Source organism: Vibrio rhizosphaerae (assembly GCF_024347095.1).
GTDB classification, from domain to species: Bacteria; Pseudomonadota; Gammaproteobacteria; order Enterobacterales; family Vibrionaceae; genus Vibrio; species Vibrio rhizosphaerae.
Genome location: NZ_AP024903.1, coordinates 574,954 through 590,895 on the forward strand (window position 1 = coordinate 574,954; position 15,942 = coordinate 590,895).

Annotated in this window: 15 protein-coding genes; 14 read left to right on the plus strand and 1 reads right to left on the minus strand. The window is 48.4% G+C overall.

Annotated features, from left to right (window positions below):
- Nucleotides 1–22: 22 nt before the first annotated feature.
- The gene (gene can, locus OCV37_RS02620) at nt 23–691 is read right to left on the minus strand and encodes a carbonate dehydratase (RefSeq protein ID WP_038178182.1); all 669 of its coding nucleotides are present in this window, start codon (nt 689–691) and stop codon (nt 23–25) included.
- A gap of 420 nt (nt 692–1,111) precedes the next feature.
- On the opposite strand from can, the gene OCV37_RS02625 reads away from it, so the two are divergent.
- The 14 genes from OCV37_RS02625 to OCV37_RS02690 all read left to right on the plus strand — a co-directional run bounded on the left by OCV37_RS02625 (nt 1,112) and on the right by OCV37_RS02690 (nt 15,938).
- Entirely contained in the window at nt 1,112–2,083 is a 972-nt protein-coding gene (locus OCV37_RS02625) for an ABC transporter ATP-binding protein (protein ID WP_038178181.1), read from the plus strand.
- A 13-nt stretch (nt 2,084–2,096) separates the two neighbouring features.
- Entirely contained in the window at nt 2,097–2,867 is a 771-nt protein-coding gene (locus tag OCV37_RS02630; RefSeq protein WP_038178180.1) for an ABC transporter permease, read from the plus strand.
- Nucleotides 2,868–3,430: 563 nt separating this feature from the next.
- Entirely contained in the window at nt 3,431–4,432 is a 1,002-nt protein-coding gene (yiaK, locus tag OCV37_RS02635; RefSeq protein ID WP_038178179.1) for a 3-dehydro-L-gulonate 2-dehydrogenase, read from the plus strand.
- A 48-nt stretch (nt 4,433–4,480) separates the two neighbouring features.
- Nucleotides 4,481–5,038, plus strand: coding sequence for a TRAP transporter small permease (locus tag OCV37_RS02640; protein WP_245609091.1), 558 nt, complete (start codon nt 4,481–4,483; stop codon nt 5,036–5,038).
- Nucleotides 5,035–6,315 (plus strand): TRAP transporter large permease subunit, encoded by a 1,281-nt coding sequence (locus OCV37_RS02645; protein ID WP_038178178.1) that lies wholly within the window; start codon nt 5,035–5,037, stop codon nt 6,313–6,315. The genes OCV37_RS02640 and OCV37_RS02645 overlap by 4 nt, the downstream gene beginning before the upstream one ends.
- A gap of 12 nt (nt 6,316–6,327) precedes the next feature.
- Complete coding sequence (locus OCV37_RS02650; RefSeq protein WP_038178177.1) at nt 6,328–7,302, plus strand: TRAP transporter substrate-binding protein; 975 nt, start codon at nt 6,328–6,330, stop codon at nt 7,300–7,302.
- 94 nt (nt 7,303–7,396) lie between these two features.
- A complete protein-coding gene (locus tag OCV37_RS02655; RefSeq protein WP_038178176.1) occupies nt 7,397–8,092 on the plus strand; it encodes an L-ribulose-5-phosphate 4-epimerase in 696 nt (231 codons plus the stop codon).
- A gap of 33 nt (nt 8,093–8,125) precedes the next feature.
- Nucleotides 8,126–9,628, plus strand: coding sequence for an FGGY-family carbohydrate kinase (locus OCV37_RS02660; RefSeq protein ID WP_211252026.1), 1,503 nt, complete (start codon nt 8,126–8,128; stop codon nt 9,626–9,628).
- Nucleotides 9,625–10,275 (plus strand): 3-keto-L-gulonate-6-phosphate decarboxylase UlaD, encoded by a 651-nt coding sequence (locus OCV37_RS02665; RefSeq protein WP_038178175.1) that lies wholly within the window; start codon nt 9,625–9,627, stop codon nt 10,273–10,275. The genes OCV37_RS02660 and OCV37_RS02665 overlap by 4 nt, the downstream gene beginning before the upstream one ends.
- 9 nt (nt 10,276–10,284) lie before the next feature.
- Nucleotides 10,285–11,049, plus strand: a complete 765-nt coding sequence (locus OCV37_RS02670; RefSeq protein WP_038178174.1) for an IclR family transcriptional regulator — start codon at nt 10,285–10,287, stop codon at nt 11,047–11,049.
- A gap of 18 nt (nt 11,050–11,067) precedes the next feature.
- The gene (locus OCV37_RS02675; RefSeq protein ID WP_038178173.1) at nt 11,068–11,937 is read left to right on the plus strand and encodes an L-ribulose-5-phosphate 3-epimerase; all 870 of its coding nucleotides are present in this window, start codon (nt 11,068–11,070) and stop codon (nt 11,935–11,937) included.
- A 326-nt stretch (nt 11,938–12,263) separates the two neighbouring features.
- Nucleotides 12,264–13,802 (plus strand): sugar ABC transporter ATP-binding protein, encoded by a 1,539-nt coding sequence (locus OCV37_RS02680; protein WP_038178172.1) that lies wholly within the window; start codon nt 12,264–12,266, stop codon nt 13,800–13,802.
- Nucleotides 13,789–14,826 (plus strand): ABC transporter permease, encoded by a 1,038-nt coding sequence (locus OCV37_RS02685; protein WP_038178170.1) that lies wholly within the window; start codon nt 13,789–13,791, stop codon nt 14,824–14,826. The genes OCV37_RS02680 and OCV37_RS02685 overlap by 14 nt, the downstream gene beginning before the upstream one ends.
- Nucleotides 14,826–15,938, plus strand: coding sequence for a substrate-binding domain-containing protein (locus tag OCV37_RS02690; RefSeq protein WP_038178169.1), 1,113 nt, complete (start codon nt 14,826–14,828; stop codon nt 15,936–15,938). The genes OCV37_RS02685 and OCV37_RS02690 overlap by 1 nt, the downstream gene beginning before the upstream one ends.
- Nucleotides 15,939–15,942 lie beyond the last annotated feature (4 nt).

The following is a 15,942-nucleotide window of genomic DNA, read 5'->3' on the forward strand; positions in this document are numbered from 1 at the left end:
TTCACTGTCAGTCAAACCGTCATCAGCGACAAAGCAATTCATATTCAGGGTTGAGAATTTTTTCCATGGCTTGATGGTAATTGTCTTCAACCGTTTGCGGGGAATGACAACGAACCCCCAGATACTCTAGTTTTCCGTCTTCGATACCGTAGACCACACCGTGTAATTCAATTTGTTGCCCTCGCTCCCATGCACCTTGCAGGATGGTCGAGTTACCCAAGTTATAAACCTGTTCTGCGACATTGATTTCTGCCAGTTTGTCAGCGCGATCTTGATCTGACATCTTATCAAGGTAACCGCGGTGTTTGCAGTAGACATCATGAATATGCAGTAACCAGTTATTGATGAGTCCGAGCTTCGGAGTGTCAATTGCAGCATTGACGCCGCCACAGTGATAGTGCCCACAGATAATGACATGCTTCACTTTCAGAACATCAACCGCATACTGGACGACCGAGAGACAATTCAAATCGGTATGAATGACTAAGTTGGCAACATTGCGGTGAACAAAGAGTTCGCCGGCATAAAGTCCGGTCAGACGCTCTGCCGGAACGCGGCTGTCGGAACAACCAATCCACAGAAAATCAGGATTCTGGCCCTCTGCCAGTTTACTGAAATATTCAGGATTCTCTGCTTTAATCGCCTGGGTCCATTTCGCATTATTTTCGAATAGTGTTTTGATCTGGGGCATCTTACTTTCCTTATCAGCAATGGGGTGTCTTTCCCACTACCTAAAGATAATCAATCCGATGGTTCGGTAGACTTAACTGGGAATCAATATACACAATCTGGTGGCGAATATATTGCTTTTTTTACTCATCTGATCAGATATAGCAACAACGGGAAAGTGTTGCTGATTATTTGTGCAATCTTTTAATGTTTAACCTGAATGACGAAGGAAAACGTAATTTTTGATATTTTCATGTTAAATGCCACCAATTTAGTTATGATTTTTTGTTTTTTCTGCTGCAATTTCGCTATTTTGTTTTTTCTGATATAAGGTTGAAACTGAGCGGCTGAGCCTCCATATGAACAGTATTCGTCTATTCATATCCTTATCATCAGTTGCTGCTTCAGCAGGCGATGTCACTGACACAGGATCTTATTCAATATGAATGCATTAGAACTAACCGATTTACGTAAAACGTATGCTGGTGGATTTGAAGCACTGAAAGGCCTCAATCTGACGGTGAGAAAAGGAGATTTTTACGCCTTGCTCGGTCCCAATGGTGCCGGCAAATCAACCACAATCGGCATTATTTCCTCACTGGTTAATAAAACCGCAGGAAAAGTCTCCGTGTTTGGCCATGATCTGGATAAAGAAATGGAGCTGGCTAAGCTTTCTTTGGGATTAGTCCCTCAGGAGTTTAATTTCAACCAGTTTGAAACGGTTGAGCAGATTGTGATTCAACAAGCGGGATACTATGGTGTGCCGCGTGCCGAAGCCAAAGAGCGGGCGAAGAAATATCTCACTCAGCTCGACTTATGGGAAAAGCGCAAAGAACGATCGAGAAATCTCTCCGGTGGGATGAAGCGTCGCTTGATGATTGCCCGGGCTTTAATGCACGAGCCTCAGCTGTTGATTCTTGATGAACCAACTGCAGGTGTCGATATTGAATTACGTCGCTCGATGTGGGATTTCCTGCAACAGCTCAACCGCCAAGGGATTACCATCATTCTGACCACACACTATCTGGAAGAAGCGGAAATGTTGTGCCGCAACATTGGCATCATTCAGGGGGGAGAGTTGATTGAGAATACCTCGATGAAAGCTTTACTCGGGCAGCTCAAGGTGGAAACTTTTATTCTGGATCTTGCCCCCACGGTGACTGATATTCCGGAGTTGACCGGGGTGCTCAGTCAGAAGCATACCGATGGTTCGCTGGAAATTGAGATCGAGAAAACCCAAGGACTCAACCATATATTCCGTCAGTTAAGTGATCATGGCATTCCGGTTCTGTCGATGCGCAATAAAGCCAATCGACTGGAAGAATTGTTTGTCCGTATCGTCAACGAATCGACGACAGGCCGACATACCACCGCAAACCGTGATGCTGCACATCATGAGACGTCAACGAATTGAAATGAGAGGAAGCATGTATAAGCTTTATTGGACCGCCTTTTGCAGTTTACTGGGAAAAGAAGTGGTTCGTTTTTCCCGGATCTGGGTACAAACCCTTGTACCACCAGCGATTACCATGACACTCTATTTTATTATTTTCGGTAATTTGATTGGTTCTCGCATTGGCATGATGCATGGGGTCAGCTACATGGCCTACATTGTTCCCGGCCTGATTATGATGTCGGTGATTACCAACTCTTACTCAAACGTAGCCTCCTCATTTTTTGGGGCTAAAATGCACAAAAATATTGAAGAGTTATTGGTTGCGCCAGTACCGACTTACGTCATCATTGGCGGCTATATTATGGGGGGAGTGGCCCGTGGATTATGTGTCGGTGTGATGGTTACACTGGTGTCGCTATTTTTTGTTGATCTTCATGTTGAACACTGGGGCATTATTGTCGTGACCGTATTCCTGACATCTGTGGTGTTCTCGCTCGGTGGGTTTATCAATGCCATCTATGCCAAGAGTTTTGATGACATCTCGATTGTGCCGACGTTTATCCTGACGCCGCTGACTTACCTTGGCGGCGTGTTTTACTCCTTATCGCTGCTGCCTGAGTTCTGGCAGTATGTGTCCAAAGTCAATCCGATTGTGTATATGGTCAATGCATTCCGTTATGGATTTCTGGGGATTTCCGATGTGAGTATTCAGGCATCGTTTTCGGTGCTGGGGATCTTCATTGTGGCGCTGTATACCATGTCCTATATCTTGGTGAAAAAGGGGATAGGGCTGAGAACCTAATCAGCAATCGGACGACTGAATTTCTGACGAACGATTAGTCTAGTGTTTGAGCCATCAGGGTGCATCGATTTGAGATGCACCCTGATTTTTATTTCGGCTTATGTTGCTGTGATTGATATAAGTTTTAGGGTGTTAGAAACGCAGTGTTATAGAAACGGCCAAGTGGTGGTTAAGACGCTCAATGTGAGTAATACACCCATGGCGAAAAAGAACCGAGCGGACTTTATCCAAGACATTTCATTTTTCCTCAGTACATCCATTTATTCATTGTATGTATCTTTCCATTTTATCTGACTTATTCATTTTGGTTGCACTTTTGTTGTAATTTTTCTTCATTTTTTTGTGATTTATCTGAATTTTATCCCGTTATAAGTTTTATTTACTGTTTGTTGAGTTAATTGCGTATTTTTATTTCATTTTCGAACATTTCGTATTACGAAACAAAAACTGCTATTTGTTTTAAATTTGAATCATTGGCTCACAAAGTGAGCAATTTGAGATTTTAAAATTCGGAATAAAACGTAGCATCGATTACGTAATGTGAAATGAATCGGAGATAAGCAATGCCTCTCGTATCCTTAAATGAACTGCAACATCAATTTGAAAGTGCCTTGCTCAAAAGGGGCATGGCCGCCGACTCAGCAACCAAACTGGCGCAAGGGTTTGTTGAAATGGCGAATGAAGGAACCTACTCGCACGGTATCAACCGATTTCCGGTTTTTATTTCTCAGGTCGATCAAGGACATATTAAGCTCAATGCCGTTCCTGAATGCGTCAACAGTCTGGGTGCTCTGGAGCAGTGGGACTGCCATTTCGGCCCCGGTGTTCTGAATGGGCTGATTTGTACTGAGCGAGCCATTGAACTGGCCAAACAGTATGGTATCGGCATGGTGGCAATGCGCAATTCAAACCACTGGATGCGCGGCGGGACTTACGTACTCAAAATGGCTCGTGCCGGATTGGCTGGCATTGCGTCTACCAACTCAATTGCCGTGATGCCCGCCTGGGGTGGGAAAGATCATCGGATTGGGACCAACCCATTGATTATGGCGGTTGCGGGCGATCCACCCGTGCTGGTGGATTGCTCTATGAGTCAGTACTCCTACGGTCAGCTGCAAAACTATGTGTTGGCCGATAAAGAACTCCCGGTCGTCGGCGGCTTTGATGATGAGGGACAGTTAACGACTGATCCGCATGTTCTGTGGGAAAACAAACGACTCCTGCCGATGGGATTCTGGAAAGGATCATCGATGGCAGTGGTGCTGGATATGCTACTGACGGCGGTGACCGGTGGTTATTCTGTCCCGGCGTTAACCGAAGACATGAAAGCTGAATTCGGCGTCTCACAATTTTTGATTGCGATCGATACCAGTAAAACGATAGACGGCGAGCGTCTGATCGAAGAGATGCAACGTATCCGGGACTATGTGCTCGCCTCTGAACCTGCTGAAAGCGGCAAGGTCATGATTGCCGGATCAGAAATTCAGTCTTATATCGACAAGCACCAACAGCAAGGTGGTATCGAGATTCACGATGAGATTTGGCAACAGATCCTTGCGCTTTAGTTTGACGACACGGGTCGGGCTGATCACATCGGCCGACCTGATATAAACGTGGGATTCAGAGAAGTCATCATTGCCGGAGAGTTGTATATGCGCACGGGATTGAAATGGGTTTGGGACAGTATTGACATCATTATGGCAGCGATTTTGGTCGCAATGTTGGTGCTGGTATTTACCAATGTTGTACTCAGGTATGGATTTTCGTCAGGGCTGCGGGCATCCGTCGAGTTATCCCGTATGGGGCTTGTCTGGGTGGTGATGTTAGGCGCAGTGACTGTTCTTAAACGGGATGAACATCTGGCGGTTAAGGAGTTTACCGAAAAACTCATGCCTCGCTGGGTCCCATTTCTCAGACGGTTGTGTTGGTTGATTATTTTGATTTCGGTCGGGATGCTGTTTTATGGCGCATTTAGTCAGATGATGGATAACTGGCGTGATATTTCACCGTTGACCGGGCTGCCTTCTGCACTTTTCTATCTTGCGGGGGCAATCTCCGGCGGGTTGATGGCTGTTCTGGCGTTCGGACGAATCTTTTTCCCGCAGTGGATGCTCGATGCACCATCCGGCAATACCTCGGAGACAACACCGACTCAGGAGGATCAGGCATGACGCTATTTATCTTCTTAACAGTCTTGATTGTGTCGATCCTGCTCGGATTACCTGTCGCCTTTGCTTTATTACTGTCTTCTATTGCGTTGATGGTGCATATGGATCTGTTCAGTGCTGACATTCTGGCTCAGTCACTGGTGAACGGGGTGGATAGTTTTACCTTACTGGCGATTCCGTTTTTCCTGATTGCCGGTGAGGTAATGTCTGCGGGCGGGTTATCGACACGGATTGTCCGGCTGGCAACTTGTTATGTCGGTCACCGCAAAGGTGGGTTGGGATACGTGGCGATTATGACATCGGTGTTGCTGGCCGGGCTTTCTGGCTCTGCGGTTGCTGATGCTGCGGCTTTGGTCAGTATTCTTTATCCCATGATGAAAGCAGCCAAATATCCGCAAAGTCCATCAATGGGGCTGTTAGCTGCGGGCGGTATCATTGCGCCCGTGATTCCGCCGTCTTTGCCATTAATTTTGGTCGGGGTTGCCGGTGGTATTTCCATTAAGAATTTGTTTCTCGGTGGGATCGTGCCCGGGATATTAATGGGATTAACGCTGATGTTTGTCTGGGCATTCACCGTCCGCAGCGAAAATCTGGATGTCCAACCCAAAGCTTCTGCCGCGGAAAAACGCGCAGCGTTGAAAGATGGTATCTGGGCGTTATTACTCCCGGTGATCATTATCGGCGGGATTCGCTTTGGTGTGTTCACGCCGACAGAAGCTGCGGTTGTCGCCGCCGTATATGCCATCTTTGTCGCTTCGGTGATTTACCGGGAAATCAACCTGCGTGGCTTTTATCACATTTTACTCAATGCCGGCCGTTCAACCGCGATGGTGATGTTCTTGGTCGGGTGTGCGATGGTCGCAGCCTGGCTGATTACCGTGGCTCAGTTGCCCCAACAACTGGCACAGATGCTGGCCCCGCTGGTTGACAGCCCGCGTCTGCTGATGGCGGTCATTATGCTGCTGGTTTTGTGTGTCGGGATGGTGATGGATCTGAGCCCGACCATTCTGATACTGGTGCCGCTCCTGATGCCGGTGGTCAAGCTGGCAGGTATCGACCCTACTTATTTTGGACTGATGTTTGTGATCAACTGTTCGATTGGCCTGATTACGCCACCGGTTGGTACGGTACTCAATGTCGTGTGTGGCGTGGCCAAAGTGCCGATGTCGGCAGCGGTCAAAGGCATCTTTCCATTTATTCTGGCGTACACCGTGTTACTGACGCTGTTCGTCATCTTCCCGAGCATGATAACAACACCAATGAAACTTCTTATCGGATAACGGAGAAACAACATGAAATCAATGCTGAAAGTTGCAGGCTTAGTGGCTGCACTGGCGATGTTCACGACCCAGTCTTACGCGACCACATTGAAGCTTGCTCACGCTGCACCTGAATCAGATTTGCAACAGGACATGTCGCTGTTCTTTAAAAAAGAGGTGGAAGCCCGCTCTCACGGAAATATTAAAGTCAACATCTTTCCTCAAGGACAATTGGGTAATGACAAACAGATGATTGATGGTACCCGGGCGGGGATCATTGATATCTCGATGGTTGGATTAAATAACTGGTCTGGCTTACTCCCTGAATCGGCTGCCTTCACTTTGCCATTTATTTTCCCGACCCGGGAAGCCGCTTATCAGGTCTTGGACGGTGAGGTCGGTCAGGATGTACTCAAATCGATGGAAAAATATGGCATCAAAGGGTTGGGATATCCTGAAAACGGCTATCGGAATATGACCAATAATCGCGGCCCAATCCGCAAGCCGTCAGATGTTGCCGGGTTGAGAATGCGGGTGAATAACTCCAAAGCACTCAATGATATGTTCAATGCACTGGATGCCAACCCCCAACAGATTCCGGTTTCTGAGCTTTATACCGCTTTGGAGACCGGTGTCGTCGATGCGCAGGATCACCCCATCGGTGTCACGCTGTCTTTTAAATTTTATGAAGTCCAGAAATATCTCAGCATGACCCAGCACGCGTACTCACCACTGGTCTTAACCATGAATTTAAAAAGCTTCAAAAAACTCAGTGCTGATGAACAGAAAATCATCACTGATGTTGCGACCGAAGCGGTCAAGATGCAGCGTCAAATGAGTATCAAAAAAGAAGATCAGATGATCGCTGAGCTGGAATCTCATGGCATGAAAGTCAACCGGGATGTGGATGGCGCAGCATTTCAGGCGGTGGTTAAACCGGTGTGGAATGAATTTATCAAAGAAAACGGTGACAGCATGATCAATCGCATTCTGGCATCTCAAAAATAAAGTCAGTGATTGATGTAACTCGGGTGCCCGGTGCTTTGCCGGGTACCCGAATCAAAAGCAAAGGCATCAGTCAGCCTTGTCGAGAGGAACAGGTATGTATTCTGAAATCAAACAACGCGTATTCGAGGCGAACCTGAGTCTGCCGAAACATGGTCTGGTGACATTTACCTGGGGCAATGTTTCGGAGATTGACCGGGCACGCCAGATCATCGCGATCAAACCATCCGGCGTGGCATACGAAGAGATGACTGTGGACGATATGGTTGTCGTCGATCTGGATGGCAATATTGTTGAAGGGACGCTGAATCCTTCCAGCGATACCAAAACCCACCTTGAACTTTATAAAGCGTTTTCATCGATCGGTGGCATTGTGCATACCCATTCACGCCATGCCACCATCTGGGCGCAGGCTGGATTGGATATTCCGGCTCTCGGTACCACTCATGCGGATTATTTTTACGGCAATATTCCCTGTACACGTCCACTGACCCCAGCGGAGATTGAGGGGGACTACGAGCAAAATACCGGTTTGGTCATTATTGAAGAGTTCCTGCGACGAGAGATTGATCCGGTTGCTGTCCCCAGCGCGATCATTGCCGGACACGCTCCGTTCAGTTGGGGTAAAAATGCTGATGAAGCGGTACACAACGCTGTGGTTCTGGAAGAAGTGGCCTCCATGGCTCTCGGTACCCGTGCGCTGAATGCCGGCATTACGTTGCAGCAAGAGTTATCGGATAAGCATTACTTCCGTAAGCACGGGAAAGATGCCTATTACGGACAAAAGCGTTAATCAATTCTTTGAGATACGGGAGCGGAGCTGCGGATGGAACAACACACACTGAATTATTTTCTTGGCATTGATTCCGGTGGCACGGTGCTGAAGGCTGGCTTGTTTGATGAGCATGGCCATCAAGTGGCTTTGTATCGTGAAAATACTCAAGTGATTCGCGACAAACAGGGCTGGATCGAACGGGATCTGACCGAGTATTGGCAAGAAACCTGCCGGGCGATTCAAGGGGTAATCAAGCAGAGTGGCATCCGTGCGGAGCAGATTCGGGGCTTGAGTATTTCTGCGCAGGGAAAAGGACTCTATTTGCTGGATAAAAATGGCAAAGCGCTGCGTCATGGCATTCTGTCGTCCGATTCCCGGGCGATTGATATTGTCAGGCAGTGGCAGCAAGACGGTATTCCTGAGGCGATCTATCCGCTGACCCGGCAGACATTATGGACCGGACATCCCGTTTCGATTTTGCGTTGGGTGAAAATGCACGAGCCTCATCTCTACGAACAGATTGGCACGGTGTTCATGTCTCACGACTATTTGCGTTACTGCCTGACCGGAGAGATCCGGGCAGAAGTCACCAACATGTCGGAAAGTAACCTCTATCATGCCAGCCAGCAACAGTATGATCCGGCACTCTTGTCTCTCTTCGGCATCGAAGAGGTATTCGGGGCATTGCCGAAGCTGATTTATCCTGCGGAATGCTCCGGTATGGTGAACGAAGCGGCCGCCCAGGCGACCGGATTAATGGTCGGTACCCCGGTTTACGGCGGGTTATTTGATGTGGTTTCGACAGCGATCTGTTCCGGTATTCATGCTGATCAGCCAATGTTGAATGCTGTGATGGGGACTTGGTCTGTGACCTCCGGAATCACAACATCGCTTGAAAACCATGCCGACGCGCAGTTTGTTTACGGACATTACGCGATGCCCGGTGCCTATATCGTCCATGAAGCCAGCCCGACTTCGGCCAGTAACTATGAATGGTTCGCGCCTTATCTGGGCGGCGAAACGATTGATCATCAAGAGAATGAACGTTTAGTCAGTGCGTTAGAACCGTTAGCCAGTGACGTACTATTTGTGCCATTTCTGTATGGATCGAATGCGGGGTTGGGACTGAAAGGGTCGTTTTATGGTTTGCAGGCTTATCACAGCAAAGCGCATCTGATTCAAGCGATTTGGTCGGGCATTTTGTGTTGCCATTATGTCCATTTACAAAAAATGTTACGCCGTTTCCCTGAAACCAAGGTATTACGAGTAACCGGCGGTACCACACAATCACCGACCTGGATGCAGATGCTGGCCGATTTAACCGGACTCACACTCGAAATTCCCGCGGTTGAGGAAACCGGTGCGTTAGGTGCTGCGCTGATTTCGATGGTGGGCAGCGGGACGTATCCTGATCTTACCACCGCATTGGCTGCATCTGATATCCCGATCACCACGGTGTCTCCCAATCCCGATTTATATGCCCGCTATCAAAGCCAGTTTGAACGCTATCTGCGTTACGTCGAAGCCCTGAAACATTTTGAGGAGATGGTATGAAACCGACACAACCTTATTTGCAAATCGCACTGGATTCGACCGACCTGAGCACCGCGTTGAATGACGTTCGCCATGTCGCTGATGTGGTGGATGTGATTGAAATCGGAACGGTTCTGGCTTTCTCGGAAGGCATGCATGCGGTCAAAACCCTGCGGCAACAGTATCCTCAGCATATTCTGGTGTGTGATATGAAATTACTCGATGCGGGAGAAACGTTGGCAGCGATGGCATTTGCCCACGGTGCCAACTGGGTCACCGTCGGGGCGGCAGCTCATATTGAAACCGTGCGCTCAGCTCAGCGGGTTGCACAACAGTCTGACGGCGAAATTCAGATTGAACTGTTCGGACACTGGACCATTGAGGACGCGAAACTCTGGGTAGAAAGTGGCGTCACTCAGGCCATTTATCACCGCTCCCGGGATGCGCAAGCGGCCGGTGTAGGGTGGGGTGAACATGATTTGATGCTCATGGAACAATTATCCGAGGTCGGGCTTGAACTCTCGATTACCGGTGGTATTGTTCCCGAAGATATTCATTTATTTCAGAATATCCGTGCAAAATCGTTCATCGCTGGACGCGCACTGGCAAATCACGATGGCAATACCATTGCCCGTGAATTCCGCAAACAAATCAACCACTACTGGTAAGGTTTCTCTATGAGTGAGCAGGTCAAATCACTGGTGAAGTCTATGGCTGTGCTGGAATTTCTGAGCCACCACCCCGATGGGGTCGCGTTGCATGAAATTGCGCAGCAGACTGGCATCAATAAAACCTCGGCTTATCGTATGCTCAGTACCTTTGAAGCGTTGGGCTATGTCGCTCAACATTCAGCATCGAAGAACTATCGGCTAACCCTCAAGCTACTACATATCGGTCATTCGGCATTGAGTTCTGATGTTCTGGCGACGACCCGGCCGAAGTTGAATGCGCTGGTGAACGAGCTGAATGAAACGATCAACTTTATTTCCCGCGAGGGAGATAAGATCGTGTTCCGCGATAAGCTGGAACCGCAACATTCGCCGTTCAGAACCCGGACATTTGTCGGCATGTATTCCGAAATGTACTGCACCGCTGCGGGCAAAGTCTTTCTGGCATTTTCAACTCCGGAAGATCAGGACAATTACTGGCAGCGCAATGTCGGCCTGATTCAAAAGCTGACGGACAATACCATTACAGATAAGCCCCATTTTCTCAATGAACTAAAGCAGATCAAAGCACAAGGCTATGCGATTGATAATGAAGAAAATGAAGCCGGAATCTCATGTACTGCTGTCCCAATTTTTGACCGTTCAGGGGTTCCGGCGTATGCCGTCAGCCTCTCAACACTAACCCCCCGGTTAAGAAATTTCGGACCGGATAACCTCGCGAAGAAGATCAAACAAACGACAGAAAAGATAGAACAAGAACTGTTTAGGCAGTGATTGAAAAGGATACCAGCGATGAACAACCATACCCTGAAATCCCGCATCGGCTTATATGAAAAGGCGATGCCGGCAACCCTATCCTGGGAAGAACGTCTCAGAGAAGCGAAATCACTCGGATTCGATTTTGTCGAAATTTCTGTTGATGAAACCGATGAACGACAACAACGACTGGACTGGGGAGATGATGACATTAATCAGCTTCGTCAGCTCTGTTTTCAGTACGACATCCCCTTACAGAGCATGTGCCTGAGTGCGCATCGTAAATTCCCGTTTGGTTCTGAACATCCACAGGTGCGTGAAAAAGCCCGTGAGATTATGGAAAAGGCCATCCAACTGGCTTATCGATTGGGGATTCGCACCATTCAACTGGCCGGATACGATGTTTACTATGAATCCCAATCGCTACAAACCCACCAGCGCTTCGTTGATGGTATGCGTTGGGCGGCAAAGCGGGCCGAGCAGGCCGGGGTGATGCTGGCCGTAGAAATAATGGATACTCCCTATCTGAATTCGTTATCCAAATTTGAAGTTCTGAAACGGGAAGTCCCATCTCCTTATTTCATGGCGTATCCCGATGTCGGTAATATTACCGGCTGGAATCACGATGTGTGTACCGAGCTGAAGCTGGCCCGCGATCATCTGGTTCAGATTCATCTCAAAGACACGCTGAAAGTCAAACACGGTTTTCCCGGCAAATTTCGTGATTTGGTCATTGGTGAAGGGGAAGTCGATTTCCCGGCCATTTTTACCGCACTCAAAGAGATTCACTACGGTGCACCGTTTGTGATTGAAATGTGGGCCCACGATGAACACTGGCGGGACAATATCATCACCGCCAAACAGCGTTTAACAGCGATGGCCCAGAGCGTCGGGTTTCCGCTATAGGTCGCTTTTCGTCCGGTCGGCCTTCCTGATTCAATGACGGCAGAGGGTACGTGTCAACGTACCCGATTGCTCATCTCCGAGCCGTCATGACATTTGACCGGAAAACGAAGCCGCACAGACTTGTCAGTGAGTGTGATCCAATTCACTTAAAGGTCAAAAACAAACGATATCCCTATCAAATACCGATCTTGCTCACTTTTTGAACGTTAAAAACACTATATCGTAATTTGGAATTGAAAATAATATTATTCCATAATATGGAATTTATAACGAGATTGATTGTGCGCCGGTAGCCAGCGAAGCAGTCATATCATCATGAGGTATCTATGGAAGTGCTCAACAATCCACAAGGAAGCCTGCTCTCGATTGATCGGTTAACCAAACGATTCTTCAACTTTGTTGCCTTGGAGTCGGCCTCTTTTCATGTTCATCCCGGTCGTTGTGTGGCACTCCTCGGAGAAAATGGTGCCGGTAAATCAACCCTGATCAAAACCTTGGCCGGTATTCATAAAAAAACCTCCGGTGAGATTCGTTTTAAAGGCACATTGATTGAGGATGCTGCCCATTTAGCATCAGCCGATAAAGTTCCGATTGCTTTTATTCATCAGGATCTTGGCTTGATTGAATGGATGACGGTTGCCGAGAACATCGGTTTAACACTGGGGTTCCCGAAGCGCTGGGGGATGATCAACTGGAAAGCGGCCGAACAAAAAGCGCAGCAAGTGTTGGATTTAGTCGGACTCGATGTAAAAGCGTCTGAGCGTATTTTTAACTTAAGTGCGGCTGAAAAATCATTACTGGCCATTGCCAGAGCCTTGGTCGCGGATGCAGAGGTTTTGATCTTAGATGAACCGACCGCTTCCCTCGTTGCCAGTGATGTCGGCCGGATGTTTGAGGTGTTGAAACGTCTGAAAGCACAAGGCGTGGGGATGATCTATGTCTCTCACAGGTTGGATGAAATTCATGATATTTGCGATGACGTGGTGGTGTTGCGCGATGGCCGTTTAGTCGGCTCTGGGCTCGTCGATGATTACACCATTGATGAGCTGGTAACGCTTATTGTCGGTACGCACAAAGAGATGAATTATCGGACCCCGCTCCAGCCGGAGCAGGATGATATTTTGCAAGTGCGTAACCTGCAACTGGGTGATTTGGAGCCATTTAATATGACATTGCGTCATGGCGAGCTGGTTGCTTTGGTTGGTTTGCGTAATGCCGGGCAGGAAGCGATTGGTCAGGCATTGTTCGGCGGGCTCAATATCAAGTCCGGTGAAGTCTTTATCCGAGGGGAAAAAGCCAATATCAGCTCTCCGGCGAACAGTATTCGCAGTGGCTTCGCCATGGTGGCGGCAGACCGGGTCAAAGAGAGTATTTGTAGCACCATGAGCGCGCTGGAAAATTTTAACTTGAATCCGACCATTGGCGGTGCGGGGTATCTGAGCTTCCTGTCCAGACAGCAAGAATACCGTAACACGCTCGAAGCCATGAAACAGTATGACGTTCGGCCAATGGACCCGGACATTGCGATCAGTTCGATGAGTGGTGGCAATCAGCAAAAAGTGATTCTGGCGCGCTGGTTCAGTCTGAATAAGCCGATTGTTATTTTGGATAATCCCACCGCCGGTGTTGATATTGGTGCGCGGGCTGAAATCTATCGGATCATGCGTGAGTCGATTCAGCAGGGATTGTCTGTGATTGTGATTTCCAGTGATTTTGAAGAGGTGGTGAATATTTCGAATCGGGCCTTAGTGTTTAACCGGGGAAAAGTGGTGAAAGAGCTGACGGAGCAGCAAGTGACGGTAGCGAATTTATTGAAGTATGCATCAGGTTCAAAAGTAGGAGAGGGCGAACATGGCAACGTCTAACATTAAATCGACTGCATTAGAGACGGATATCACCTTCTCTTTGGGGCTCGGAAATTTCATCACTCAGATCGCAATGCGCTATGGATTATTACTCCTGACGGTATTTCTAATCCTGTTGTTTAGTCTGACCACTGATACTTTCTTTTCCATGCTGACGCTTCAGGCGATTCTGAGTGAAAAGAGTGTGGTCGCGATTCTTGCTTTAGCGGCAATGGTGACCATGATCACCGGTAAAATGAATCTGAATGTCGGGTTTGGGGTGACTTTCTGGCACGTTTTTGTCATTACGCTCCAGCAACGATATGGTTTCTCCTGGGAAGCCGCGGCAGTGATTGTGGTGCTGTGCGGATGTCTCTACGGTGCATTTAACGGCATGTTGGTGGCCTTGGCCGATATTGACTCTTTTGTGGCAACGTTAGGGACGGGGACCGTGATCTACGCCGTGTCACTATGGCATACCGGAGGGCGTCAGATTGTGGGTGTGTTGCCGGAGCATTTTTATCTGTTCAGCAGTTATGAAATTGCGGGCATTCCGATCATTGTTTTTTACTTGCTCGCGATTACGCTGCTGCTGTGGCTGGTGACTGAATATACCGCGCTGGGACGCAAACTTTATGCGGTTGGTGCGAACCCGAATACCGCGACCTTAAATGGTATCAATACTACATCTTGTTACATCGGGGCTTATGTGGTCTCCGATGGCCTGATCGCTTTTGCCAGTGTTTTGTTGGCCTCTCATATCGGGATCGGCTCTTCTTCGGTGGGGCAGGACTACATGTTACCGGCTTTGGTCGGCGCATTCCTCGGCTCCACAACATTTCGTGCCGGGCGGGTCAACGTCTGGGGCACCCTGATCGGCGTTTCTCTGGTCAGTGTCGGGATTTCCGGTCTCCAGCAGTGGGGCACACCATTCTTTGTCGAACCGCTCTTCAATGGTGCGATTCTGTTAATTTCCATCACTTTGGCTGGCTTTAGCCAAAAACGTAAACAAACAGCAACCAAAAATAATGTGAAGGTGAAATAATGAAAAGACGATTCAAAATACTCGCCATGGTGATCGGTACGGCATTGACCCTCCCTGTGTTTGCAGATGAGGCAGCGGATTATGTTGCAATGGCAAAGCAGGTTGTTCAACAGGCGTCTACCGACAGTGCTGCGGCGTTTTCACTGCCGAAAGGTCCGGTAGCAGCCAAGGATAAGACGGTTATTTTTATTGCTTCCGACCTGAAAAATAGTGGTGTTTTAGGCGTGATGAAAGGCTATCAGGAGGCGGCTAAAGCCATTGGCTGGCAAGTGCGAGTACTGGATGGCGCGGGGAGTGTGCCATCGCAGTCTTCCGCTCTGAAGCAAGCCATCGCGTTACAACCGGATGGGATTGTCATCGGTGGATTCACCCCCAATACAATGATTCCAACGCTGCGTCAGGCGCATAAACTGGGGATTCGGATTGTCAGCTGGCACGCGACACCGGAGCCCGGTCCGATTGAGCAACTTTATATTGAAGATAATATTACCAGTTCGGCAGATGATGTTGCTAAAGTCTCGGCCATGTATGCGATTGCCAAATCCGATGGCCATGCGAATGTCGTGATACTGACCGATGGTTTATATAGTATTGCGGTTCGTAAAGCCGACGTGATGAAATCTTATATTGAAAAATGTACCGGATGTTCTGTGCTGAGTTATGAAGATACTCCTCTGGCGAATACTTCAGCGCGTATTCCGCCACTGACCTTCTCGTTGGTTCAGAAGTATGGCGATAAGTACAACTATACGCTCGCCATCAATGACCTCTATTTCGACTACATGGCTCCGGCGCTGCGTTCACTGTCGGGTAAGAAAAAGGGTGAGGGCCCGTATAATATCTCTGCCGGAGATGGGAGTGAGTCCGCGTTTGAGCGCATTCGTAACGGTGATTTTCAGGTTGCAACGGTCGCCGAACCGTTAAATCTGCATGGCTGGCAGTTAATCGATGAACTGAACCGATTGTTCCACGATCAGCCGATCAGCGGTTATGTGACGCCTGCGCATTTAGTCACGGCAGAGAATATTCACCAATCCGGCGGAGACCGCAATTTATACGATCCGGAAAATGGCTATCGGGATTATTATCAGGCATCCTGGAAAGTGAACTGAGCGA

Bases quoted from the DNA above. Each gene is read 5' to 3' on its own strand.
- can (WP_038178182.1), bottom strand. From the start codon at position 691: ATGCCCCAGATCAAAACACTATTCGAAAATAATGCGAAATGGACCCAG.
- OCV37_RS02625 (WP_038178181.1), top strand. From the start codon at position 1,112: ATGAATGCATTAGAACTAACCGATTTACGTAAAACGTATGCTGGTGGA.
- OCV37_RS02630 (WP_038178180.1), top strand. From the start codon at position 2,097: ATGTATAAGCTTTATTGGACCGCCTTTTGCAGTTTACTGGGAAAAGAA.
- yiaK (WP_038178179.1), top strand. From the start codon at position 3,431: ATGCCTCTCGTATCCTTAAATGAACTGCAACATCAATTTGAAAGTGCC.
- OCV37_RS02645 (WP_038178178.1), top strand. From the start codon at position 5,035: ATGACGCTATTTATCTTCTTAACAGTCTTGATTGTGTCGATCCTGCTC.
- OCV37_RS02650 (WP_038178177.1), top strand. From the start codon at position 6,328: ATGAAATCAATGCTGAAAGTTGCAGGCTTAGTGGCTGCACTGGCGATG.
- OCV37_RS02655 (WP_038178176.1), top strand. From the start codon at position 7,397: ATGTATTCTGAAATCAAACAACGCGTATTCGAGGCGAACCTGAGTCTG.
- OCV37_RS02660 (WP_211252026.1), top strand. From the start codon at position 8,126: ATGGAACAACACACACTGAATTATTTTCTTGGCATTGATTCCGGTGGC.
- OCV37_RS02665 (WP_038178175.1), top strand. From the start codon at position 9,625: ATGAAACCGACACAACCTTATTTGCAAATCGCACTGGATTCGACCGAC.
- OCV37_RS02670 (WP_038178174.1), top strand. From the start codon at position 10,285: ATGAGTGAGCAGGTCAAATCACTGGTGAAGTCTATGGCTGTGCTGGAA.
- OCV37_RS02675 (WP_038178173.1), top strand. From the start codon at position 11,068: ATGAACAACCATACCCTGAAATCCCGCATCGGCTTATATGAAAAGGCG.
- OCV37_RS02680 (WP_038178172.1), top strand. From the start codon at position 12,264: ATGGAAGTGCTCAACAATCCACAAGGAAGCCTGCTCTCGATTGATCGG.
- OCV37_RS02685 (WP_038178170.1), top strand. From the start codon at position 13,789: ATGGCAACGTCTAACATTAAATCGACTGCATTAGAGACGGATATCACC.
- OCV37_RS02690 (WP_038178169.1), top strand. From the start codon at position 14,826: ATGAAAAGACGATTCAAAATACTCGCCATGGTGATCGGTACGGCATTG.